Raw genomic sequence first — 20,534 nt, forward strand, 5'->3', positions numbered from 1 at the left:
TACAGCCGTCCCGGGACGGTGGGCCCTGACGCCGGCTGGAGCGTGGCGGTTGGGACGTCTGCCCACTGCTGTGACGCCTGAGCCGGAGGTTGTCCACAGGCGCGGGATTTCCCCCTAACGCCGGACGGCAAAGCCACGTTGACTGTGCGCAGGACACGTCGATCACGTTCATGGGGGACAGACGATGACCACCGCGCCCACCCACCGCGCGCCCGGCCCGGCCACCGGGGCGGGAGCCGACCGGCCGCCGGTCGACCCGGTGCTGCTGGACCGCCTCGACGGCCGGGTCCGCGACGTCGTCCGCCGCGAGGGGATCGACCCCCAGCGCGACGGCCGCGTGGTCCGCCGCATCGCCGAGGACGTCGTCCGCGCCCACGACGAGCTCTCCCTGACCGGGCAGGTGGTCCCGCTCGCGGACCCCGTCGGCGTGGTGGGCGAGCTGGTGGCCCGCGTCGCGGGCTTCGGCGCGCTGCAGGTCTACCTCGACGACCCGGAGATCGAGGAGGTCTGGATCAACGACCCCTCCCGCGTCTTCGTCGCCCGCAACGGCCGCCACGAGCTGACGAACCTGATGCTCACCCGCGCGCAGGTCACCGAGCTGGTCGAGCGGATGCTGAAGTCGAGCGGACGCCGCATCGACGTCTCGCGGCCGTTCGTCGACGCCATGCTCCCGGAGGGCCACCGCCTCCACGTGGTGCTGGAGGGCATCAGCCGCGGGTTCTCCGCGGTCAACATCCGCAAGTTCGTGCTGCGCGCCGCGAAGCTCGACGACATGGTCGAGCTCGGCTCGCTCTCGGCCCAGGCCGCCCGTTTCCTCGAGGCGTCGATCCGGGCCGGGCTGAACGTGCTGGTCGCCGGCGGCACCCAGGCGGGCAAGACCACGATGCTGAACTGCCTCGCCGCGGCCATCCCCGGCGGCGACCGGGTGATCAGCGCCGAGGAGGTCTTCGAGCTCCGCTTCCCCCATCCCGACTGGGTGCAGCTCCAGACCCGCCAGGCCGGCCTCGAGGGCACCGGTGAGATCCGGCTGCGCGAGCTCGTCAAGGAGGCGCTGCGGATGCGGCCCAGCCGCGTGATCGTCGGGGAGGTCCGCGCCGAGGAGTGCCTCGACCTGTCGAGGCGCACAAGTTTTAACGGATACAATCGAGCTACATGGAGACGACGGCGAAGCGGGCCGCCATCTATACCCGCATCAGTAGCGACCCTGAGGGCAAGCGTGCCGGGGTGCGCCGCCAACGGGAAGACTGCGAACGGTTCGCGGCGGAACACGGGTTCGAGATCGCGGAGCATCACTTCTACGAGGACAACGACAAGTCTGCGTCGACCAAGTCCAAGAAGCCCAGACCGCGCTACTCGGCGATGCTGCGCGGGGCCAGGGACCAGGAGTTCGACGCGATCATCGTCTGGTCCTCGTCGCGGCTGACTCGTCGGCCACGCGAACTGGAAGACGTCATCGACCTCAGCCTGGCGACCGGCATCGCGATCTACTCGTGCAAGACGGGTGACTACAACCTCAACAACGCCCGGGGGCGTAGCCGTGCACGCGACGATGCGCGGCGCGACGCCGAAGAAGCCGAGGAAACCGGTGAGCGCGTTGCCCGAGCCGCCGAGCAGCGGGCCAAGGCAGGGGAGTGGCACGGGGGCCACCTGCCCCACGGCTACCGAGTCGAGGGTGGGCGGCTGGTCGTCGACCCGACGACAGCTCCGCTCATGCAGGAGGCAGCTCAGCGGCTGCTGACGGGGGAGTCGCTGTACGCCGTCGCCAACGACTTCAACGAACGCGGGTTGCTGACGTCGCGGGGCTCGCATTGGCGCAGCCAGACCATCCGTAAGGCGATGCTGTCGCCTTCGATTGTCGGCAAGCGCGAACACGGCGGCGTTCTCTACGACGGCCAGTGGGAGCCGCTGATCAGCGAGACGGCATGGACCAAACTCCGCGAGCTGCTAACCGACACCTCGCGCAAGTTCGGGGCGGCGGACGGTTCCTACTCGGGCAAGCGCCCGTTGGGCGGCGGGCTCACGGTCTGCGCGGACTGCGGCAAGCCGCTGGTGTCGGCCCGCTACCGAGACGCGATCCGGCTCGTCTGCCACAAGCAGGCCACGGGCGGTTGCGGGGGAGTGACCATCACTTACGACCAATACGAGCACTGGCTCGTCGAGTTGGTCATGGCTCGCATTGACGGCGTGCGCTGGCGGGCTGAGAACGCCCGTACGGCGGCGAAAGTCGACACCCGGGCCGATCGATTGCGGACGGACCGAAAGATGCTCCAGGAGGAACGGCGGCGTGTTGTCCGGTCCTTCGAAGTCGGGGTGCGGTCCGAGTCCGAGATGGTTCGGAGGGTGGGCGAGATCGACGCCGAGGTGCGCAGCATTGATGGCCAGCTCTCTGCGCTTGTGACGGACGCGGTGCTCGATGAGGTCGCCACCGCTGACGACGCGCGCCGGCTCTGGCGCGAGGCCGACACCACCAAGCGCCGTCGGTTCCTCGCGGCCATGATCGAGACCGTTCACGTTCACAAGTGGCCAGAGGGCATGCCGACAAAGTTGACCCGCCGAACCAGCGAGCGAATGGCGGCACGACGCGGCGAGAAGATCGAGACAGAGGCGCAGTTCGCGAAGCGTCGAGACCAGCACGCCCGGGAGGCGCTGCGGCAGCGGGTCTGCATCCGCTGGCGTCGCTGAATGCTGTAGTCAACAGGTATCGACCAGGTGACTAGAATCGAACCGTTGATCGCCGCAGGGCACCCGCTCTCCCAGACCTGACGCCACCAGGCGCACTGGTGCAGCCGGACCCCGGCCAACACGAACCCTGAACGACTCGCTAGTCGCTTGCCCCGCCTCTGTCTCGGCGGAAGAAGGTAGCCCGCGAGCGAAGGAGACACCGCCTCCACGGGAGTCGTTGTGTCACGTCGTTATCAGCCAGCGCGTGAAGCCCTCTGGGCCGAGCGCTGGACCATCACGGCAGCTGCCGCCGAGATCGGGGTCAGCCCGGCCCACTTGCGCTGCTGCATCATGGCGAAGGCCTCGCCTTCGCCCGAGGTTCGTGAGCGTCTGCCGAAGTTGCTCGGCGTTCCGCTTGAGGATCTGTTCGATGCGGACCTTCTAGCCCGCACGTACGCCGGTCCCCGCAACCAGCTCGCGGCTCGGGGGTCGCGATGAGCCCCGAGGACCGGGAGTACCTCGAAGAGTCCTGCGCCGCCTCCGGTGTGGACCTGAAGATCAAGGACCGGGAGGCGCTGGCAGACCTCGCGCTGCTGCTGCGAGGGGGTGCAGAGCGTGGCTGACGGCGACAAGGGGAGGGCCCCGCACTCCACCGGGCCGGGGGAGCGCGAGGCCGCTGGGGCTGAATCTAGCTCGGCCCTGCCGGTTCACCACGCGCTGTCGTACGCGTTGCGTGGTCTTCACGTCATGCCTCTTGGCGTCGGCGAGAACCAGCCGCACAGCGATCTGCTCGGGTCGGGCTACGGGTACGCCTTTGACAGCGACGACAGGTGGTTCGTGGGAAGCCGCAATCCAGGGCTCATCAACTCGTGGTGGTCGTCGGCGCCGGCTGCGAACATCGGCGTCGTCACCGGCCGACCCAACCGATTGCTCGTGGTCGACATGGACGCCAGCGACGTGCGATCCGTTCGGCCTGGGGCGCAGTGGCTCACTGCCTGGGAGGCCGATCACGGGCTTCTCCCGGACGGGCCGCTGGCGCGTACGCCCTCGGGCGGGTGGCACCTGTGGTTGCGCTACGAGGGCGACGATTACTTCCCGACGCGGATCAACTGGCTGCCCAACGTCGATGTGAAGGTTGACGGCGGGTTCGTTGCGGTGCCGCCGTCGATGAGGATGCGGCAGTTCTTGAGCCCCGTGGGCGGCGTCGCTGCGGAGTTCACCACCTACGACTGGGTTCGACCCTTGCCGTCGAACCTGAATGCCGTGCCTGCGGCCCCTGAGTGGCTCCTGGCGGACGTATTGAGCCGCCCCCGGTCGATCTACCAGTTGGATGGTTCGTCATCCCCTGGTGGCTCTGGACCCCTCACGGTCGAGTCGTTCCTGTCTCGAGGTGGCTTCGGGTGGCGGACGGGTTCTCGGGACTGCGACTGCATGGCCTTCGCCCGCGTGTTGTTCAACGACTACGCGGGCGACTCCTCAGCGGTCACCGAGGCCGTACGACAGGTCTGGCAGATCACGCCGCAGGGCGACGACCCGTTCGCCTGGCGGCAGGCCGAGAAGTGCATCCGCAGCGCCCACACCTACTGGAAGGGCTCGCGGTCATGAGCGACGACTACAGAACCCCCGAGACTCCCACCCTCACCGAGCTGGAGGGCGAGGAAGAGGCGCACGTTTATCGGCAGGCCGTCGCGCAGCAGGCGCGGACCCTGAGGATCCGGCACGAGGCCAATCGCGTCGTCGCAATCGAGCGGGCAGGCTCGGAGTACCCGCACCCGACCGCCGAAGATGACGGGCTGCTGTCGGACCTGATGATCCGGCCGCGCCGTCACGAGCAGCCACGGATCGACGGTCTGATGGGGATGCCGCACAACGCGGTCATCGCGGCGCAGTTCAAGTCGGGCAAGACCACCCTCGGCAGCAACCTGCTGCGCTGTGCTGCGGACGGGTTGCCGTTCCTGGGTCGTGCCGTCCACATGGGCGGTGGTCGGGTTGCCTGGCTCAACGGTGAGATGGACCGCGACGACTTCAACGACTACCTCGCACCGATGGGCATCGGCCACCCCGAGCGCATCGCCGTTCGCAACATGCGTGGGCGGCGGTTGAACCTCATGAACGACTACATCGCTGACGAGTTCATCGCCTGGCTCAAGACGCACGAGGTCGAGTGGCTGTGGATCGACTCCTGGCGCGTCCTGTGTTCGTGGTGCGGCGTCAACGAGAACCGCAACGACGAAGTCGACCCGCTGACCGAGCGCATCGACTCGATCAAGCGGGAGGCCGGCGTTCAGACCTTCACGGCCCTTGCCCACACCGGCCGAGCCGCGAAGGACGAAGGCACGGAGCACGCCCGTGGCGCGACAGCGCTGGACGACTGGCAGGACTCGCGGTGGGTGCTCACGAAGATCGGTGGTGACCGGTTTCTGTACGTCGAGGGCAGAGGTGTCGAGTTGCCGGAGACGAGGCTCGTGTTCGACCCCGACACCAGGTTGCTGTCTCTGGGGGAGGGCAATCGACAGCAGCATCGGCAAACGGTCGGCGTTGATGTCGTGGTCGAGTTCGTGACGAGCAACCCGGGCTGCACGAACGGCGAGATCCGCCGCGCTCTGGAGCAGAACGGTATGACGCAGCGGACCAGCCAGGGGCAGCCAATCAGCGCGGCGGAGCGCAGCGGCGCAATCCACCACCTCAAGAGGGGCACATCAAAGCACTACTACCCGGGTCCTGATCCCGACGCTGACTGGCAGCAGGAATCGGCCCGAGCGCTCGCATTCGAAGGCGAGCAGGTCCGATGACGGCTCGTTCGTACCATCCGTACCAGCTCCGTACCGGTACACCCGGTACAGATCCGTACCACCCGTATATAGGTACGGATACCAATACAAACAAGCGCTCTCGATCTGGTGGTACGGATCGGGAGGACGTCGACCCCTATACGCGCGGACACGAGCGCGCGCGTGGAACCGAGGTTGGACCGGCGCCCGCCCGTTCCACCGCCCTACAAACTTTCGGGGCAAGACTCGCGACCGAGCAGGAGGACTGGGCGCTGGCTCGCTGCCTGTGGCCGGTGCTGGTCGACGTCGAGCAGGTCAAGCAGTGGGATCAGCGGCTCGACCTGCTGGTCGAGGCCGACCTGCCGGTGGTCATCTTCGACCTGGCCGTCGACGTGCTGCACCCACCGGCACAGGGCGAAGCGGCGATGAGGATGCCGTGGCGGCGCGCAGGTTTCGCCAACCGCGCTGCCGTTCAGGACGAGCTGCGCCGACTCGGCCACCAGGGGTCGCTGTCGTTGACAGCCGCGGACCTCTGGGCCGTGCTGGACGGGCTGAGACGAGGCCAGACGGTCTAGCGGATAGGGGTTGGACGGTTGGCCCGTCCGATTGGCTCGGCCCGTTAGATCGTCATCTAGAGGTTGGTCACCGCTTCTGTAGAAGCAGTGACCATGCAGGGGATTGCACCTGCCCGCTGACCTGGGCAAATGCAGGTCTTGGCATCCCTGCCCGAACCTGTCGACATCAGCATGGCCTCCTGCCGTAATCGACTCAGCAGGTACCCACCGGGGGTATCCGAGACGAACGGACAGACCATGACCGCGACCGCCAAGAAGGCCACCACCCGCAAGACCGCCAAGAAGGTTGAGCCGACCCCGGCCCCCGCGCCGGCCAAGCCCGCGACCCGCTCGGCCCTGCTCGACCGGCTCAAGGAGTTGGGCTACACCGGCCCCACCTCCTTCACGGCGTCCTTCCTGCGGGAGACGCTGGTGCCGTGGCTGGAGGCTGGTGCACCCAAGGGCGACGGGTCGATCCCCGACGGCTGCCGTTTCGACGTCTACCCGGACCTGCGCCCCGCACCCAAGGCGGGCAATGTCGAAGTTCGCACGACGCTGCGCGAACTGCGCCTCGCCGTTGCTGCCGTGCCGAAGGCCGACGACGCCGCTGAGGCGCTGAACGTGGTGGACGGTCTCAGCGCCCGCCTGCGCGAGCTGCTGGTCACCGCGTGACAACGACCCGCGACACCACGCGGCCCGTGCCCACCCAGGGTGCGGGCCGCCGTGCCGTTGTCTATCTCCGCGTCTCGACCGATGCCCAGGTCGAGGCGTGGGGCTTCGATGTGCAGGAGCAGGCTGTGCACGCCTACGCGGCCACTCACGACCTCGAGGTCACCGTGTCGCACCGCGACGAGGGCGTCTCCGGCGCCAAGCCAGCCGCCGACAGGCCGGGGCTGATGCGCGCCCTCTCCACCCTGCGGGATGGAGATGCCGACGTGCTGCTGGTTGCTCGGCTCGACCGGCTGGCACGTGACCTGACGGTGCAGGAGGCCGTGCTCGCTGAGGTCTGGTCCCTCGACGGCGAGGTGCATGCCTGCGACCTGGGCCCCGTGCTGCGTGACGACCCCAGTGACCCGATGCGGACCGCGATCCGGCAAGTGATGGGCACTTTCGCGCAGCTCGATCGCGCCCTGCTGGTCAAGCGGTTGCGCGACGGCCGCGAGGCCAAGCGTGCTGCTGGCGGCAAGCCCTCCGGGTCCTACCCGTTCGGCCAGACCCGCACCGGCGTCGACGACAGGGAGCAGCACGTCATCTCCGTCATCGCGACCCTGCACCGCGACGGCCACACGCTCGACGCGATCGCACGCCACCTCAACTCCCGGCCCGGCCACCAGCCCCGGCACGCGACCCGCTGGACCCGCCAGACGGTGGGCGGGGTGCTTCGCAACCGTGCAACCGCAGGGCGCGGGTAGCCTCGCTCATCCGCAGAGCAACAAGGGGGAGCGGTATGCCGACAGGACCCAAGCACCTCAAACTGACCCAGGACGAGAACGGCGACGAATGGGGCGAAGAGTGCCGCTGCATGATTGGGAGCGATCACGACGAAGACGGTGAAGACCCCGGGCAGTCGCTGAGTGTGTACGACGCCGCCATGATCTGGGGTCAGAGCGGGGACGACACCGACACCTTCGGGTACAGCACCGACGAGCTCAACGCAGCCCTCCACGACGACTAGGCACTAGCGCTTCACTTCACGCGCGGCGCATACTGCCGGGGCAGCAAACCTTCGGGCGCGGCGGGATAGGGGCTTGTGGTCAGCCGATCACGGGTCACCGGCGAGCCCCTGGAGGTCACCATGGTCGAACTCGCGTTCGCCCTGGTCGTCTTGCTCCTCATCCTCTTGGTGATGCGAAGCATGATCGGCTGACTGAAGGCCCGCCACAGCCAACGTGGCGGGCCTTCGTCATGCCTCTCCGTGCCGCTGTCCGGCTAGCGTCAGGCTTCCTGCGGGCAGCACAGGATACGCACGCGCCGACTAACCTGGTCGGTGCCGCGACATGTCCGTCCTGAGAAGCGGGCGGCACCGACCAGGTTAGTCGGCATGTCAAGACTTGACACTGCCCACTACGATCACTGGCATCAGCTGCGCTGACCTCCGGCCTTCGGTGCCAGTGATCGTAGTGGGCAGCACGGCGTGTCGTGGAGCGGTTTCTGGAAACCGAAGATGGATCGGCGCCAGAAGGGGCGCTATCTGGAAGTTTCAGCAACCGACGGCTACTGTAGTTGGCACCGGATCAAGGAGGCTCGTCATGGCACACGCCCTGAAGCAGAAGCAGTCCACCACTGCTGCTCAGCAGGTTGTCGCACGCCTCGACTCCTACAGCCAGGCTGAGCACGTCGCTCATCTGGAGGCCGCCCGGGTTCGCACCGAGGCTCGCAAGCAGGCTCGTCGTGAGCGTGCGCGGGCTGCCGCTGCTCGCCTGCGTAGCGCCTGACGCACGCCTGACTCTTGCCGTCACCGCATCTTCGGGTCACCCTGCGCTGCCTTCAAGACGACTTGGGCCAGTCAGCCCAAAATGCCTCGGCCAGGTCGGAAGAAGATGCGCGCCAGTACGAGCATCTGCACAGGGCGGTGAAGAAGTTCGTTGCCATGCGCGGACAGGCCCCCGACCAAGGTGAGCCAGTCCATGGTGGCTGGGGCTTCGGCGTGGTCTGTTCTCTGCACGTCGGAGAAGAGCGGGCCGTCACAACTTTCGTCGTTGAAGAAGACGTCTGCTGGCTTCTCGCATACAACGACTACCACCGCATTGGCGACCGCAAAGACGCCTACAACTACTTCATAGACCTTTATGCCAGCGGTGACCTCATGCCGTCGGATAAGGACTACGAGACGTTCTTTGAGAACAGCGACGTCGATGAAGAAGACATCGACGCCGTCATGTCTCTTGAATTGCTCGACGAGGTTGCGGTCATTAGCCGGGAACTTCTTGACGAAGCAAGGTCCGCGCCAGGTACAGAGGCGGTACGCACGTTTCGCGTGAACGGGAAACAGCTTATGTGCGTAGACGTGGTCCTTGAGCCGACCGCAAGGGCAGAAGAAGGCTGGCTGAGCCTCGTATTGCCTGAGGACGAGTATCTGTCCGACGACGACCTGTACGAGTTGGTGGCGTCACTATTGCCGCCTGGCGTCACGCCGCTATACAGCAATGATTTCCGAGGTCGCGCTCGGGTGGCAGGGGAGATTGTCTACCAGTGGGATTACTACGAGTAAGTGGGCCTCCCAACCCTTCACGGCGCGGGCTGATCGGGGCTGGCTGTCTTGGCCGCTCGAGCGGCCCTTCTCTTACTGAGCCGGGCCGGTGATTGGTAGACCTCGTCAAGGATCTCCTTCATCAACTCCACGATCTCTTCGGCTTCCTCCTGGGTGACCGGTTTAGTGAAGTCGCCGTGAGCCATGCCGTTGCCGAAGTGACGGACTTCGTGCGCTTGTTCTTTCGTATGCAGCCGTACATGCCCATCGGCGTGCAGCTGCTCTATGCGAGAGTAGAGGTCTTTTCCTTCGGCTCTTTTGTCCTTTGCGGTTGCCTCAATGACGGCACGCGCCAGCGAACCCACCGCGCGGTAGGCGCCCGCCGAGAAGCAGAGGGTTGCCTCGGTCGCCGCCCCCGCGATGTGATCGGGAACGTCTGGGAAGTCTTGCTGGACCGTTGTTGCGGGAAGCCACGTTAGGCGCGCACCGTTCGCCATCAACGCTGAGAGCGGGTCGGGTTGAGTGCTGATTCGCTCGGCGATACTTAGATGCTGACAGTTGTCGCAGTTGAAGACAGCCTGACTTCTGTAAGCCACTCTGCCGCCTATCAGTCCGCCCGTTGACTTTATCTGGGCGCTGCTCTCAACAACGGTCATGTGCGTAAAAACCTTACAAGACCAGCAGACGCGATTAGTCACGCCTCGATTCTACGATCGATCGCCGACAGCGCCCGTCAGCCTCGGCTAGACGGGTCGCAACCCGTCGGACGGGTAGTTGGCCCGCCGACCGGTCGCGACCCGTCAGGAGAGCATCTAGACACCCAGAGTGACGGCCACTCGTGACTGCTCCTCGACTTCGGCGTCACGGATGGTGACCCCGAGGCGCCGGGCAACCCGGTTGAGCATTCCTGGCCGCTCGGGGTCGCCTGCTCGGTAGATGTCGGACGCCGCGTTGCCCTTGGTGGTGTAGTCGATGACCAGCTTCAGCATGTTGCCCTGGTGACCCCAGGTGCGGACCTTCATGCCGGGCTCGGGCTCGTCGTCCAACTTGTAGCGATCGGCCCACAGGTGATCGCCCATGCTTACGGCGTCGGCCTCAGAGTCGAGCCACACTCGCACTCGGTAGATGCAGCGGACCGTGCCCTTGGGTCGGCCGCCGCCGGCCTTCGTGGTCCCGACGATTGCCGCGTGATTGGCGACAGCGCGCTGCCTCTTCTGCTCCTCCCACTCTGCGTGGGAGAGGCAGGCTTGATCGCGCCACCGCTGGGCTGTCTCATGCGCCTGCCGGAGTCGGTCCGCGTACTCGGCCGCAACCTCGGCCCGGATGCTGTCGGTCCGCTCTTCGATCACAGCGCGGAGGGTCAGGTCGAAGTCCTCCGCCATCTCGCGACGAGCTCGCGCCAGTCGCTGGAAGAACAGGGCCTCGATGGGGTCGTACGTCATGGGTCTGCTCCCTAGGCAAGCGTGTAGGAAGCAGCGCCACCGAGGATCGACATCAAAAGATGCGCGGACACTTTCACTGCGTCCGTTCATCATCGCAGAGGGCAGGCAGCAGAACTAGCAGTTACTCCCGGGCCGCTCTCGCATCAGCGCGCCGTAGCCGCTATCCCACGACTCGTCAGCGACACGGCGGGCGCGGTCGCTGTGCCACGGACAACGAGCGGGGTCACCCCGCCAGGGGCAACCCCGCTCGTCACAACGGGTAGTCATCGTCGCCGTGGGTGAAGGTCCAGGCCCTCGGCGATGTGCCGAGGGATCTTGGTGCTGGACGGCGGGGACATGCTGTGCGGCCCGACGGGTCCGTAGTCGTCCGGCTCGTGCCGGAGTGGCGTGACCTCGGCGTCCTCGACCCAGGACTCCGCCTGCCGGTCGAGCGCGTCCTGCGCGGGGTCCGGCTCCGGCGCGACCAACTCGCCGCGCACGACAAGGGGCGCCGCGGCGAGATTGTCGGGGTCAGACAGTAGGTCGCGAAACAGCGACTCGACCGGGTCGTCCTCCGCCACCACGAGGCGGTGCGTTTGGGCTGCGGCGAGGCCGCCGCGATCGAGCACGTCCTGCATGATCTTCACCCGCACGCCCCACGGGACCGAGGGGTTGTTCATCGCCGCCAGCAGGGACTCGGCGGCAGAGGCGGTCGAGTGCATGATTCGCTCTGCAGCGGCGCGCCGAACTTGGGGCGCGCCGCCGCCGTGCTGGTCGCAGATGTTCGTGCCGTCCTCAGCAACCCGCTTGCATCGGTCGCCGCTGCGCAGCGTGCCGACACAACGGACGACGTGTTCGGGCTGTGACGCCCAAGACTGCTCCGAGTGCGACCTGCTCCTGCCGGGCATCACGACCGCCAGGTGACCGGACCGAAGTGCTCGTTCAGGTGGTCGACGCAGACCAGGCAGAGTCCGAACTCGATCGCGGCCGGACCGGCAGGCACCCAGACCTTGCGACCGTTGCGGGTGTTGTGGTGCTGGTCGCAGCGGTCGCACATTGTCCAGACGCCGCATCGCTGCTCGGCGTCTGGCTCGGGCACACGGCGGGCACCGAACGACCGGTGTGCGGGGAGCACGCGTACGTGCCCGACCTCGACGGGACCGCCGCTGGTCTCGATGTCGTGGGCGAAGGTGTGCCGACTGTCGGCTGCCTTCTCCACGATGCGCCCGATGAGCGCGTCACCCAGCAGCAGCTCGTTGCCACCGCACAGTCGGTTGACCTCTGCCTCGGCGATCTCGCGGGCCTCGAAGAGCACCGCGCCGGTCAGCGTCATCAGAACGCCGCCGGAGCCGTGTAGGTCGTGCTGGTCGTGACCTGCATGATCGCGGCAGCCCCTCGGTGCCGGATGCCGGTGCCGAGCCCGTGGACGTAGTACGAGTCGATCAGCGGGTAGTCGGGCACGTTGCCGCGCACGATGATCAGGCCCTGCAGGGTCGCGGACGGGTGCTCGCGCAGGGCGATCGGGTTGCGCGACGAGTTGCTGCCGCTGGTCGCGAGGCACACGACGTAGCCGACGGGGATCAGCCGGTTCTCGACGATCAGGGCGCGGCCGTACTGGCCGAGGACCTTGAGGCCGTTGAACTGCTCGGGCGGCCGGCTGCCGACCAGCGTCTCCGTCGTCAGGTACGGCGGCGCCCCGGCGCTGGCGATGAAGTCGAACTTCGCCGCGTTGACCCCGACCCGGAAGCCGGCGATCCGCTCCGCGTCCAGGGGGTTCGCGAGGATCACGACCGTGCCGCCGTCGACCTCGCCGTAGCCGTGGTGGAGGACCGTGTTCTGCAGGTCCTCGACGTCACCGGGGTCGAGGCTGGTCGACTGGGTCGTGAGGTAGTGGCTGTGGCTCGTGTCGAAGCTCTGGCCGTCGTGGTCGGGCGGCGTCTGGCCGTCCGAGCCGTTCCACAGGCCGTAGACGGGCGTGCCGTCGTCGTTCGCGCCCTGCGCGGGGTTGAACAGTCGGTTCATGACGGTCTTGAACGTCAGCCGGTTGTCCGCCTCGAGGGCCGCGTTGTGCAGCGAGGCGACCTGCCCGGCCGAGGCGTCCGCCAGGAACTTCCAGGTGTAGCGGGTGGCGAGGTCGAACCAGCCGAAGGTGTACCCCATCGGGAGCAGCGCCTGCTCGGCGCGGATCGCCTGGGGGACGCCGTACTCGCTGGACCGCTCGAAGTCGGACGAGCCGGTGGGCGACTGCAGGACGGACTCGCCCTTGCGGGTGGTGCGGAAGGTGAAGAGGTCGACCAGCGCGGACCGGCGCTTGTTGGCGAGGTCGAGGGTCTGGGCGAACTCGGCCCAGATGGTGTTGAGGTCGGTGCCGTCGGCGAGGGCCTTGAGAATGCCGCCGTGGGCGGCGTAGCCCCGCGCCATCATCTCGAAGCCGCCGTACCTCAGGCGGTTGTAGGCCAGCAGGCCCTGGATGTCGCCGCTCTCCAGCAGCTGACGCTTGATCGCGTTCATGGAGTCTCCAGAAGGGTCGCGAAGATCGGTTGACGCTCGGACTCGCGATCTGGCTCACTAGCCCCGCTCGCGTGAGCGGGTGACGCGGATGCCCCTACTGGGGCTCCATCACGATCGAGGCCCCGGCTGGGGCTGAGCAGCGGTCGCCGTCGATATCGACAATAGCCGAGATCGACACCCTGCTATCGAACTCTTACAACTCGACCTGCTCCTCGCGCTCAACGCCGGACTGCCCGGCATGTGCACCCTGCACGCCAACTCGGCCCGCGAGGCCCTGGTCAAGATGTGCACCCTGCCGCTGCTGGCGGGCGAGAACATCTCGTCGCGCTTCGTCGTCCCGACCGTCGCCAGCTCGGTCGACCTCGTCGTCCACCTCGGCATCGACGGCAAGGGGGTGCGACGCACCAACGAGATCGTCGCGGTCCCCGGTCGGGTCGAGAACGACATCATCGAGACCGAGACGATCTTCGCCCGCTCCGGCGGCGACCTCGAGCGGGTGGGCGGGATGCCGCCGCACCTGGACCGCTACGCCCGCGCGGGCGTCGACGTCCACCGCCTGCTGGAGGGCGGCTGATGGGCGCCGTGGTCGGGCTCGGGGTCGGCCTCGGGCTGCTGCTCGTCTACTCCGCCTTCTTCCTGCCCCGGCGGGAGGCGAGACCCCGGTCGGGGCCGGGCGCCGTCCAGCAGCTGCTGGCCCGGGCCGGGCTCAGCTCCGTCACGCCGGGCAGCTTCGTCGCCCTCTGCGCCATCCTCGGCGGGGTCACCGGCGCGGTCATGCTGGCGGTGTCCAGGACGCCGCCGATCGCGCTGGTCTTCGCCCTGCTGGCGGCGTACCTGCCGGTCGCGACGCTGCGAGGACGCGCGGTGCGGCGTCAGCGGGAGTTCGCCGAGGTGTGGCCCGAGGCCGTCGACAACCTCGCCTCGGGCGTCCGAGCCGGGCTGTCGCTGCCGGACGCGCTGGCCGGCCTCGGCGTGCGCGGACCGGAGCCGCTGCGCGACGCCTTCGACGCGTTCGCCCTCGACTACCAGATCTCGGGCCGGTTCTCGGACTCCCTCGACCGGCTGAAGGACCGCCTCGCCGACCCCGTCGGGGACCGGGTGATCGAGGGGTTGCGGGTCGCCCGCGAGGTCGGCGGCGGCGAGCTCGGACGCCTGTTGCGCAACCTGTCCGGCTACCTCCGCGACGACGCCCGCACGCGCGCCGAGATGGAGTCACGTCAGTCCTGGACCGTCAACGGGGCCCGTCTCGCCGTCGCGGCGCCGTGGCTGGTCCTGCTCGTGCTCAGCTTCCAGACCGAGGTCGTGCAGCGGTACTCCTCGCCCGCCGGGGTGGTGGTGCTCGGGGTGGGGGCAGGGGTGTGCGTGGTCGCCTACCGGCTCATGACCCGCCTCGGTCGGCTGCCCGTCGACCGGCGGATCCTCGCCGTCGGGGGGTCGTCGTGAACCTCGGCCTGTGGGGAGCCGGCATCGGCCTGTGCGTCGGCGTGGGACTGCTCGTCGTCCTGGCCCGGGTCCGGGTGATCGGGCGGCCGCAGCTGTCGACGCGGGTGCTGCCGTACGTGCGCGACCTCCCGCAGGTGGGACGGACGCCGACCCTGCGGGTGGCCTCGGCGTCACCGACGTCGGCCGCGGCGGGGGTGTTCGGGCCCGTGCTGCGGGGCGCCGCCGACGCGGTCGAGCGGGTCCTCGGCGGGGCGACCTCGGTACGGCGGCGACTGGAGCGGGCCGGAATCGACAAGACCGTCCACGACTTCCGGGTCGAGCAGGTGGTGTGGGGGCTCGTCGCGTTCAGCGTGTCCGCCCTCCTCGGCGTCCTGGCGACCCTGCGCGACCCGGGGAGCGCCGTCGGCACGCTCATCCTCTGCCTCGCCGCCCTCGCGTCCGGGGTCATCGCGCGCGACAACTGGCTGAGCCAGCAGGTGAAGACCCGCGAGCGCCGCATCCTGGCCGAGTTCCCCACCATCGCCGAGCTGCTCGCCCTGTCGGTCGCCGCGGGGGAGGGGCCGGTGGCGGCCCTGGACCGGGTCTGCCGCCGCAGCGGCGGTGAGCTGTCGCGCGAGCTCGGACGGGTGCTCGCCGCGGTCCGGACCGGGGAGCCCGTGGGCGCGGCGTTCGACCGGATGGCCGCCCAGAGCGGCCTGCCCCTGGTCGCCCGTTTCGCCGAGGGCATCGCCGTGGCGGTCGAGCGGGGCACCCCGCTCGCCGACGTGCTGCACGCCCAGGCGGCCGACGTCCGGGAGGCGGGGCGGCGCGAGCTCATCGAGTCCGCCGCCCGCAAGGAGGTCCTGATGATGGTCCCGGTTGTCAACTGATACCTTTGCTTTATGCGGGCAGCGATCTACCTTCGCCAGTCCCTCGACAAGTCAGGCGAGGGTGCTGCGGTCGATCGTCAAATGGCCGAGTGTCGGCACCTGGCTGACGGCCGCGGCTGGAGCGTCGGGGAGGTCTACCGGGACAACGACGCAAGCGCGACGAAGGGCCCTCGGCCGGGCTGGTTGCGTCTTTTGAGGGACCTCGACGACGGCGCATACGACGTTCTGATCTGCTGGCACACAGACCGGCTATACCGCAGGCTCCGGGATCTCGCCGACCTGCTGGAGGTGGCTGAACGCCGCAAGATCACGATCGCCACGGTCGTGGCCGGCGGCATGGACCTCACGACACCCTCAGGCCGGTTCGTGGCGAGCCAGATGGCCAGCGTCGCTCGCTACGAGGTCGAGCAGAAGGGCGACCGCCAGGTCGCCGCCAACCTCGACCGAGCTCGGCGCGGTCAGGTGTTGTGGACTCGCCGTCCATTCGGCTTCGACCGCGACGGTTCCGACGTCTTCATCGTGGAGGCAGAGGCCGAGGAGATCCGGCGGTCGGCCCGCGATGCGCTCGCGGACAAGTCGCTCGCCCAGATCGCTCGAGAGATGAACGAGCGCGGCGTGACCACTTCTCTTGGCGGACAGTGGAGCACCAAGACGGTCAAGCAGGTGCTGCTCAACCCACGCGTCGCCGGGCGGGCGGTCTACCGCGGCGAGGACATGGGCCGTGGAGGACCGGCCATCCTCGACGACGACACGCACGAGCGGTTGGTCGCCAAGCTGACCGACCCCCGCCGGAAGAACGCACCTTCGACGGCGGTCAAGCATCTCCTGTCAGGCGTCGCCCTGTGTGGCCGTGACGGCTGCAATCGCGAACCCATGCTCTTCACCACCAACGGGGCGGACCGGGTGCCGGTCTACCGGTGTCGGCGCTGCTACGGGGCTCGGCGCCGCGACGCTGTCGATGAGGTGGTGATGGCAGTCGTTGCCGCTCGGTTGAGCGCCCCCGATGCGGCACGACTGTTCTCGACTGAGGTCGATGTGTCAGGACTCAGTGCTCGCGCGAACGAGCTTCGAGACCGAAGGCATAGCCTCGCCGCCATGTTCGCGGAGGGGCTGCTGCCAGCCGAGTCCGTCAAGGCGCAAGCGAAGAAGCTCGGCGGGCAGATCGCCGACCTTGAGCGCGAGATCGCGGTGGCAACCGCAGACAGCCCATTGTCCGAGATCATCGGAGCCGACGACGTTGCGCTGCGACTGAGCGAGTTGCCACTACTGACCGTTCGCGAGGTCATCAAGGTGCTCGCCGACGTCGTAATCCTGCCTGCCGGCAAGGGCGTTCGATTCACCCCTCAACAAGTCAAGATCGAGTGGAAGAACGTCTCGCCCGGGGAGGGGTATTGAGCGACCTGACGCCGGAGGAGAATGAAGAGGTCTACCAGGCGTTCGTGAACCGGAAGCTGCACAGCACTGCCATCAAACGTCAGGCGGGAGAGCGCCGGCCGCAAGTTAAGAACTTGTGGAAGTACGCCGAACGGATCCGAGTGGCCAACGTAATGTGCGACCGCCGCTCGCGGACGCTCGTCGCCGTGGTGTTGGCGGGGCAGCAGGTGACGACCACGGAGGGCGTCATTGAGCGTCTCGGCGACGACTTCATGGCTGATTGTGGTCGGTGCGATGTAGGGCATGCGGTCGACGGCGACCTGCTGTTGCGCGCGGTTCTCGATCTGCCGGAGCGGCGGCGGCGCGACCGTGCGCCCGTGATTTGGATACGACACGTTGAGAGGCGCCCCGCGAATTAGGACCAGCGGGGACCCGGGTGGTCTAGGCTGGACTCACAACACTGACTGCCCGACCGCGTTGGAGCGGGGCCCGTCCCGGGGTTAATCGGAGACGAATGCAGGGGCTGCGTAGAACCCGTGGAGGGGGCTACGAGCCATGTCTGGAACCCAGGCAGTCACTCTTGTCGAACCGCAACAGTACGTATCGGTTGACGACGCGGCAGCGATCCTTTCGTGCAACCCCAAGACCGTTCGTCGAGCCATCGCTCGCAATGAACTCCGCGCTCACCGCGTGGGCTCGTCTCGTCTGATCAGGATCGCCAGGGCGGACGTCGAAGCCCTGCTGCGACCAGCCGTGAAGGCTGCGGGGCTCGACGACTACGTGCGCCAGATCGTCGATCAGGCGCCGCAGCTGACCTCTGAGCAGCGCGACCGGCTTACGAGCCTCCTGCGACCGGCGGGCGGCGGTGATCGCGTTGCGTCCTGAACGAACAGAACGCCCCGGCTGGCGAACCGAGGCGTCCCAAGTGTCACTGACGGGCGACACCTCGACTGTATCCCCCAAGACCGGCTCCGTTCGGTGTTTGCGCTGCGGCGCTCCGCTGTCGGCGGCCAGGTCTGTCGAGCGTGAGCTTGGCCCCGTCTGCCTGCACCTCGTGGCATCGGAGGTGGCCGCATGAGCCGCAACCTCAAGGTGCAGGCGCTCGCCGAGTTCGACGCGCTGGAGTACAGGGACCAGGTCAGCGTGGCGATGCACCAGGCCAAGGGCCTGAAGCCGGAGCGGTGCCGCGAGTCCCTGCAGGCCGGTGCGCTTAACCCGCACGTGGTGCTGCAGAACATCGCACGGGCTCGCAGGCTGGCCGAACTTGAAGCCGAGATCGGCCGCGTCGAGCGCAGCTTCGACTGCGCACGACGCGGCAGGACCCGGCGGACGGTGCTCAAGCTGGTGGACGGCGGTGCGGCATGAGGCGCCGGGTGCTCGAGGTCGAGTTTGACGACGTTGGCTCGCTGGTGCGTGGCCACGGCTCGCGTGAGTTGGTCACTGAGGTGACGGGGCGCCCGCCGATGTGGCGCACGCTGGCCCGCGGCTGGTCGGTGCAGGAGCACACCGCCCGTGACGTCGTAGCGCTGGCCGAGCGCCGCAACTACGACATCGTGGTTCTCGGTCCGCGGGCGACACGTCAGAGGCGCCAGGACGACCGGCAGGTGTTCAGCCCTGAACACCTCACCCCGACCCCCATGCCGGAGTCGGAGGGCCTGTGGTGACCGCGGTGCAGGAGGCGCCAGAGGTCGCCCTAGAGGTCGTCACGCCGGCCGAGGTGGACGCTTACGTCGCTCATTTCCAAGCCCGCGTCATTCAGGACGCGATGAGGGAGGCGACTGCGAGCTACTGGCGTCGTCGCGCTCAGACGTTCCGCGATGCCCGCGCACGGCCCGGAGACTTCGTCGGCAACTCGACGCTCGAGCAGCGCCGAGCACGGTGGCGGCGCCTGACCGAGATCGCCCAGGCGTGTGACGCCCGGGCTCAGGTCGCGCTGATCCAGGACGAGGTGATCTAGTGAGCGCCCCGGACCGCCGGCCCCGGTTCCGCGCGGCGGTCTACGCCGAGCGCGAGGGCATGACTAACGGTTGTCGGGTGCTGCTGCTGCGGCTGGCCGACAGCATGAACGCCCGCGGCATCGTGTCCGTGCCTCGAGCCCAGCTCGCCGACGAGTTCGGGGTTCACACGTCGGGGATCACCGAGCGGATCAAGCTGGCCCGCGACCTCGGCTTTCTCGACATCGTGCGCCGGGGGAGGCCCGGTGTCACGGCCGTCTACCAGGGGCTGATCCCGGCCAGCATGGTGCGCCAGAGCGCACCACCCAGCATGGTGCGGAAACCCGGTGGTGACATGGTGCGCCAGAGCGCACCATCTGAGAGCGCTACATGGTGCGCCACAGACCCCACCCAAGAGGGTGACGGAAAGCGAGAGTCGCCAAGGCCCCGTTCGGTTGGGCATCGCGACGAAAAGCGCAGCAACGAGAAGATCGCCTCGACCAAGGCCGCGGTCGATGTGACGGATTGCGAGTGGCACCCGTGGCAACGCTGCCCCGAGGACTGCCGCAACGCCGAGAGGCGGGCGTCGTGAGCGCCCGCGTCTACGACCTGACGTCGCGCCTGCCGCAGCCGTGCGACTGCCCGCCCCACCGACTGGCTTCTCTTGCTGCCCGTCTCCGTGAGTCCAGCGACGCGCAAGCCGGCGAGCTGCTAATCCCCGCGCAGGCGTTCGCCGACGTCATCGACGACGCGCTCGAGGTGCTGGACCGGATCGTCGCCGACCACGCGCCCACGCACGAGCGGGGGACGCGATGAGAGCGGCCGACTACTCCGGGTTGCTGGTGCGCGTGGGCTGCTGCTGGGGCCCGACGTCGGTCTCGTCGTCGAGCAGGGCGCCGATGCCGAGCAGGATCAGCCCGACGAGGAGGGCGGCGCCGAGCGCGAGGACAGGGATCAGCCACTTCTTATTCGACACGGTGCGAGGTGCCCGTGGGCGGACGAAGTCAGGCGGGGCGTTGAGCGTGCTCCCGACCACAGAAGGTCTGTGCCGGGGCCGTGCTCAGAACTTTTCAGGTCCTTGGACTGCGAGACACCTCAACCGCGGTCTCGGGGCAGGCCCCCGGGGCGGAGGGGCATGGGGGTGGGTCTCGTGACCGACGTCTGGCGCGCACCCTCACCCGGCCCGGTGGCGGTGCACCGGGATCAGGTGACCTACACAGGACAGGGCGCGGTCGACCTCAGCCGCCTGTGCGCGCTGGGTCTAAGGATGCTTGAGCAGCAGGCCGCGAGCGCTGGCGTCGGTGTGCCTGCTCGCTACCGGCAGGTCGCTGCTGCCGCAGCTCAGGCTGCGGCCGAGGTAGGTGCGGACATGCGGACATCGTCGGACGTCCGGGCATCGCCGACTTCGGCAGTGTCGGTCACGAGAGAGGTAGTTGGTGTCCGCGAGGTGGCGCGCCTGTTCGGGGTCGGAGATCGGCAGGCGCGCCGCATCATGGAGCAGGCCGGCGGGACCAAGACCTGCAACGGCTGGCGCATCGACTCCCTCGCTCTGCAAGCCGAGTACGAGCTGAGGAGAGCGGCATGACGACCAAGGCCAAGGAGCCGACGCAGTACCGAGTCGTGGGCGGTCAGTGGCAGACCGTGCAACTGCAGATCCCCGAGGGGGTCGGCATCGTGAACGCCACCTACCGCGGTGGTGACGTGCTGCCGGGGTGGATCACGACGGAGAACGTCGAGCACCTGTTGTCGGTCCGCGCGATCGAGGAAGCCGAGGTCGGGTCGTGAGCGCCACTGAGGACCCCCGTG

Annotated in this window: 29 protein-coding genes and 1 pseudogene; 24 read left to right on the top strand and 6 right to left on the bottom strand. The window is 68.1% G+C overall.

Annotation, left to right across the window (positions count from 1 at the left end):
- Positions 1 to 184: 184 nt before the first annotated feature.
- The 11 genes and pseudogenes from MJ876_RS10995 to MJ876_RS11040 all read left to right on the top strand — a co-directional run.
- Positions 185 to 1,111, top strand: a pseudogene (locus MJ876_RS10995) (CpaF family protein); the annotation flags it as partial.
- 41 nt (positions 1,112 to 1,152) lie between these two features.
- Positions 1,153 to 2,682, top strand: coding sequence for a recombinase family protein (locus tag MJ876_RS11000; RefSeq protein ID WP_240236335.1), 1,530 nt, complete (start codon positions 1,153 to 1,155; stop codon positions 2,680 to 2,682).
- 473 nt (positions 2,683 to 3,155) lie between these two features.
- Positions 3,156 to 3,284 (top strand): hypothetical protein, encoded by a 129-nt coding sequence (locus MJ876_RS21720; protein WP_275694847.1) that lies wholly within the window; start codon positions 3,156 to 3,158, stop codon positions 3,282 to 3,284.
- On the top strand, positions 3,277 to 4,266 hold the full coding sequence (locus MJ876_RS11005) for a bifunctional DNA primase/polymerase (RefSeq protein ID WP_308192593.1): 990 nt from the start codon (positions 3,277 to 3,279) through the stop codon (positions 4,264 to 4,266). The genes MJ876_RS21720 and MJ876_RS11005 overlap by 8 nt, the downstream gene beginning before the upstream one ends.
- A complete protein-coding gene (locus MJ876_RS11010) occupies positions 4,263 to 5,453 on the top strand; it encodes an AAA family ATPase (RefSeq protein ID WP_240236337.1) in 1,191 nt (396 codons plus the stop codon). The genes MJ876_RS11005 and MJ876_RS11010 overlap by 4 nt, the downstream gene beginning before the upstream one ends.
- A 272-nt stretch (positions 5,454 to 5,725) precedes the next feature.
- A complete protein-coding gene (locus tag MJ876_RS11015) occupies positions 5,726 to 6,007 on the top strand; it encodes a hypothetical protein (RefSeq protein ID WP_240236338.1) in 282 nt (93 codons plus the stop codon).
- A gap of 237 nt (positions 6,008 to 6,244) precedes the next feature.
- Positions 6,245 to 6,658 (top strand): hypothetical protein, encoded by a 414-nt coding sequence (locus tag MJ876_RS11020; RefSeq protein ID WP_240236339.1) that lies wholly within the window; start codon positions 6,245 to 6,247, stop codon positions 6,656 to 6,658.
- 26 nt (positions 6,659 to 6,684) lie between these two features.
- Positions 6,685 to 7,398, top strand: a complete 714-nt coding sequence (locus MJ876_RS22230) for a recombinase family protein (protein WP_240236340.1) — start codon at positions 6,685 to 6,687, stop codon at positions 7,396 to 7,398.
- Between the two features lie 35 nt (positions 7,399 to 7,433).
- Positions 7,434 to 7,661 carry a hypothetical protein gene (locus MJ876_RS11030; RefSeq protein ID WP_240236341.1) on the top strand — a complete coding sequence of 76 codons (228 nt, stop codon included), beginning with the start codon at positions 7,434 to 7,436 and terminating at the stop codon, positions 7,659 to 7,661.
- Between the two features lie 574 nt (positions 7,662 to 8,235).
- Positions 8,236 to 8,421: a hypothetical protein gene (locus MJ876_RS11035; protein WP_240236342.1), complete on the top strand. Its 186-nt coding sequence runs from the start codon at positions 8,236 to 8,238 to the stop codon at positions 8,419 to 8,421.
- 137 nt (positions 8,422 to 8,558) lie between these two features.
- Positions 8,559 to 9,197 (top strand): hypothetical protein, encoded by a 639-nt coding sequence (locus MJ876_RS11040; protein ID WP_240236343.1) that lies wholly within the window; start codon positions 8,559 to 8,561, stop codon positions 9,195 to 9,197.
- 17 nt (positions 9,198 to 9,214) lie between these two features.
- On the opposite strand, the gene MJ876_RS11045 is transcribed toward MJ876_RS11040, so the two are convergent.
- From MJ876_RS11045 to MJ876_RS11065, 5 genes are all read right to left on the bottom strand, one after another.
- On the bottom strand, positions 9,215 to 9,874 hold the full coding sequence (locus MJ876_RS11045) for a DUF4145 domain-containing protein (RefSeq protein ID WP_240236344.1): 660 nt from the start codon (positions 9,872 to 9,874) through the stop codon (positions 9,215 to 9,217).
- Positions 9,875 to 9,988: 114 nt separating this feature from the next.
- The gene (locus tag MJ876_RS11050; protein WP_240236345.1) at positions 9,989 to 10,618 is read right to left on the bottom strand and encodes a hypothetical protein; all 630 of its coding nucleotides are present in this window, start codon (positions 10,616 to 10,618) and stop codon (positions 9,989 to 9,991) included.
- A gap of 263 nt (positions 10,619 to 10,881) precedes the next feature.
- Positions 10,882 to 11,319: a hypothetical protein gene (locus MJ876_RS11055; protein ID WP_240236346.1), complete on the bottom strand. Its 438-nt coding sequence runs from the start codon at positions 11,317 to 11,319 to the stop codon at positions 10,882 to 10,884.
- Between the two features lie 185 nt (positions 11,320 to 11,504).
- On the bottom strand, positions 11,505 to 11,930 hold the full coding sequence (locus MJ876_RS11060; protein ID WP_240236347.1) for a hypothetical protein: 426 nt from the start codon (positions 11,928 to 11,930) through the stop codon (positions 11,505 to 11,507).
- On the bottom strand, positions 11,930 to 13,108 hold the full coding sequence (locus MJ876_RS11065) for a hypothetical protein (protein ID WP_240236348.1): 1,179 nt from the start codon (positions 13,106 to 13,108) through the stop codon (positions 11,930 to 11,932). Before MJ876_RS11065 ends, MJ876_RS11060 begins: the two co-directional genes overlap by 1 nt.
- 238 nt (positions 13,109 to 13,346) lie before the next feature.
- On the opposite strand from MJ876_RS11065, the gene MJ876_RS11070 reads away from it, so the two are divergent.
- The 11 genes from MJ876_RS11070 to MJ876_RS11120 all read left to right on the top strand — a co-directional run bounded on the left by MJ876_RS11070 (position 13,347) and on the right by MJ876_RS11120 (position 19,544).
- Positions 13,347 to 13,682, top strand: coding sequence for a CpaF/VirB11 family protein (locus tag MJ876_RS11070; RefSeq protein WP_240236349.1), 336 nt, complete (start codon positions 13,347 to 13,349; stop codon positions 13,680 to 13,682).
- Positions 13,682 to 14,551 carry a type II secretion system F family protein gene (locus MJ876_RS11075; protein WP_240236350.1) on the top strand — a complete coding sequence of 290 codons (870 nt, stop codon included), beginning with the start codon at positions 13,682 to 13,684 and terminating at the stop codon, positions 14,549 to 14,551. The genes MJ876_RS11070 and MJ876_RS11075 overlap by 1 nt, the downstream gene beginning before the upstream one ends.
- Positions 14,548 to 15,420 (top strand): type II secretion system F family protein, encoded by an 873-nt coding sequence (locus MJ876_RS11080; RefSeq protein ID WP_240236351.1) that lies wholly within the window; start codon positions 14,548 to 14,550, stop codon positions 15,418 to 15,420. Before MJ876_RS11075 ends, MJ876_RS11080 begins: the two co-directional genes overlap by 4 nt.
- A gap of 12 nt (positions 15,421 to 15,432) precedes the next feature.
- Positions 15,433 to 16,815, top strand: coding sequence for a recombinase family protein (locus tag MJ876_RS11085; RefSeq protein WP_240236352.1), 1,383 nt, complete (start codon positions 15,433 to 15,435; stop codon positions 16,813 to 16,815).
- Positions 16,812 to 17,213 (top strand): hypothetical protein, encoded by a 402-nt coding sequence (locus MJ876_RS11090; RefSeq protein ID WP_240236353.1) that lies wholly within the window; start codon positions 16,812 to 16,814, stop codon positions 17,211 to 17,213. Before MJ876_RS11085 ends, MJ876_RS11090 begins: the two co-directional genes overlap by 4 nt.
- A gap of 136 nt (positions 17,214 to 17,349) precedes the next feature.
- Positions 17,350 to 17,679 (top strand): helix-turn-helix domain-containing protein, encoded by a 330-nt coding sequence (locus tag MJ876_RS11095; RefSeq protein ID WP_240236354.1) that lies wholly within the window; start codon positions 17,350 to 17,352, stop codon positions 17,677 to 17,679.
- A 189-nt stretch (positions 17,680 to 17,868) separates the two neighbouring features.
- Positions 17,869 to 18,159: a hypothetical protein gene (locus MJ876_RS11100; RefSeq protein ID WP_240236355.1), complete on the top strand. Its 291-nt coding sequence runs from the start codon at positions 17,869 to 17,871 to the stop codon at positions 18,157 to 18,159.
- Positions 18,160 to 18,167: 8 nt separating this feature from the next.
- Positions 18,168 to 18,458: a hypothetical protein gene (locus tag MJ876_RS11105; protein WP_240236356.1), complete on the top strand. Its 291-nt coding sequence runs from the start codon at positions 18,168 to 18,170 to the stop codon at positions 18,456 to 18,458.
- Complete coding sequence (locus MJ876_RS11110) at positions 18,455 to 18,751, top strand: hypothetical protein (protein WP_240236357.1); 297 nt, start codon at positions 18,455 to 18,457, stop codon at positions 18,749 to 18,751. The genes MJ876_RS11105 and MJ876_RS11110 overlap by 4 nt, the downstream gene beginning before the upstream one ends.
- Positions 18,751 to 19,320: a hypothetical protein gene (locus tag MJ876_RS11115; protein WP_240236358.1), complete on the top strand. Its 570-nt coding sequence runs from the start codon at positions 18,751 to 18,753 to the stop codon at positions 19,318 to 19,320. The genes MJ876_RS11110 and MJ876_RS11115 overlap by 1 nt, the downstream gene beginning before the upstream one ends.
- Entirely contained in the window at positions 19,317 to 19,544 is a 228-nt protein-coding gene (locus MJ876_RS11120) for a hypothetical protein (RefSeq protein ID WP_240236359.1), read from the top strand. The genes MJ876_RS11115 and MJ876_RS11120 overlap by 4 nt, the downstream gene beginning before the upstream one ends.
- Positions 19,545 to 19,554: 10 nt before the next feature.
- Here MJ876_RS11120 and MJ876_RS11125 read toward each other — a convergent pair whose 3' ends face one another.
- Entirely contained in the window at positions 19,555 to 19,704 is a 150-nt protein-coding gene (locus MJ876_RS11125) for a hypothetical protein (protein WP_240236360.1), read from the bottom strand.
- Between the two features lie 174 nt (positions 19,705 to 19,878).
- On the opposite strand from MJ876_RS11125, the gene MJ876_RS11130 reads away from it, so the two are divergent.
- A complete protein-coding gene (locus MJ876_RS11130; RefSeq protein ID WP_240236361.1) occupies positions 19,879 to 20,313 on the top strand; it encodes a hypothetical protein in 435 nt (144 codons plus the stop codon).
- Positions 20,310 to 20,513 (top strand): hypothetical protein, encoded by a 204-nt coding sequence (locus MJ876_RS11135; protein ID WP_240236362.1) that lies wholly within the window; start codon positions 20,310 to 20,312, stop codon positions 20,511 to 20,513. Before MJ876_RS11130 ends, MJ876_RS11135 begins: the two co-directional genes overlap by 4 nt.
- Positions 20,514 to 20,534: the final 21 nt, after the last annotated feature.

Origin of the sequence: Nocardioides sp. CFH 31398, assembly GCF_022436705.1 — a bacterium.
Lineage (GTDB): Bacteria > Actinomycetota > Actinomycetes > Propionibacteriales > Nocardioidaceae > Nocardioides.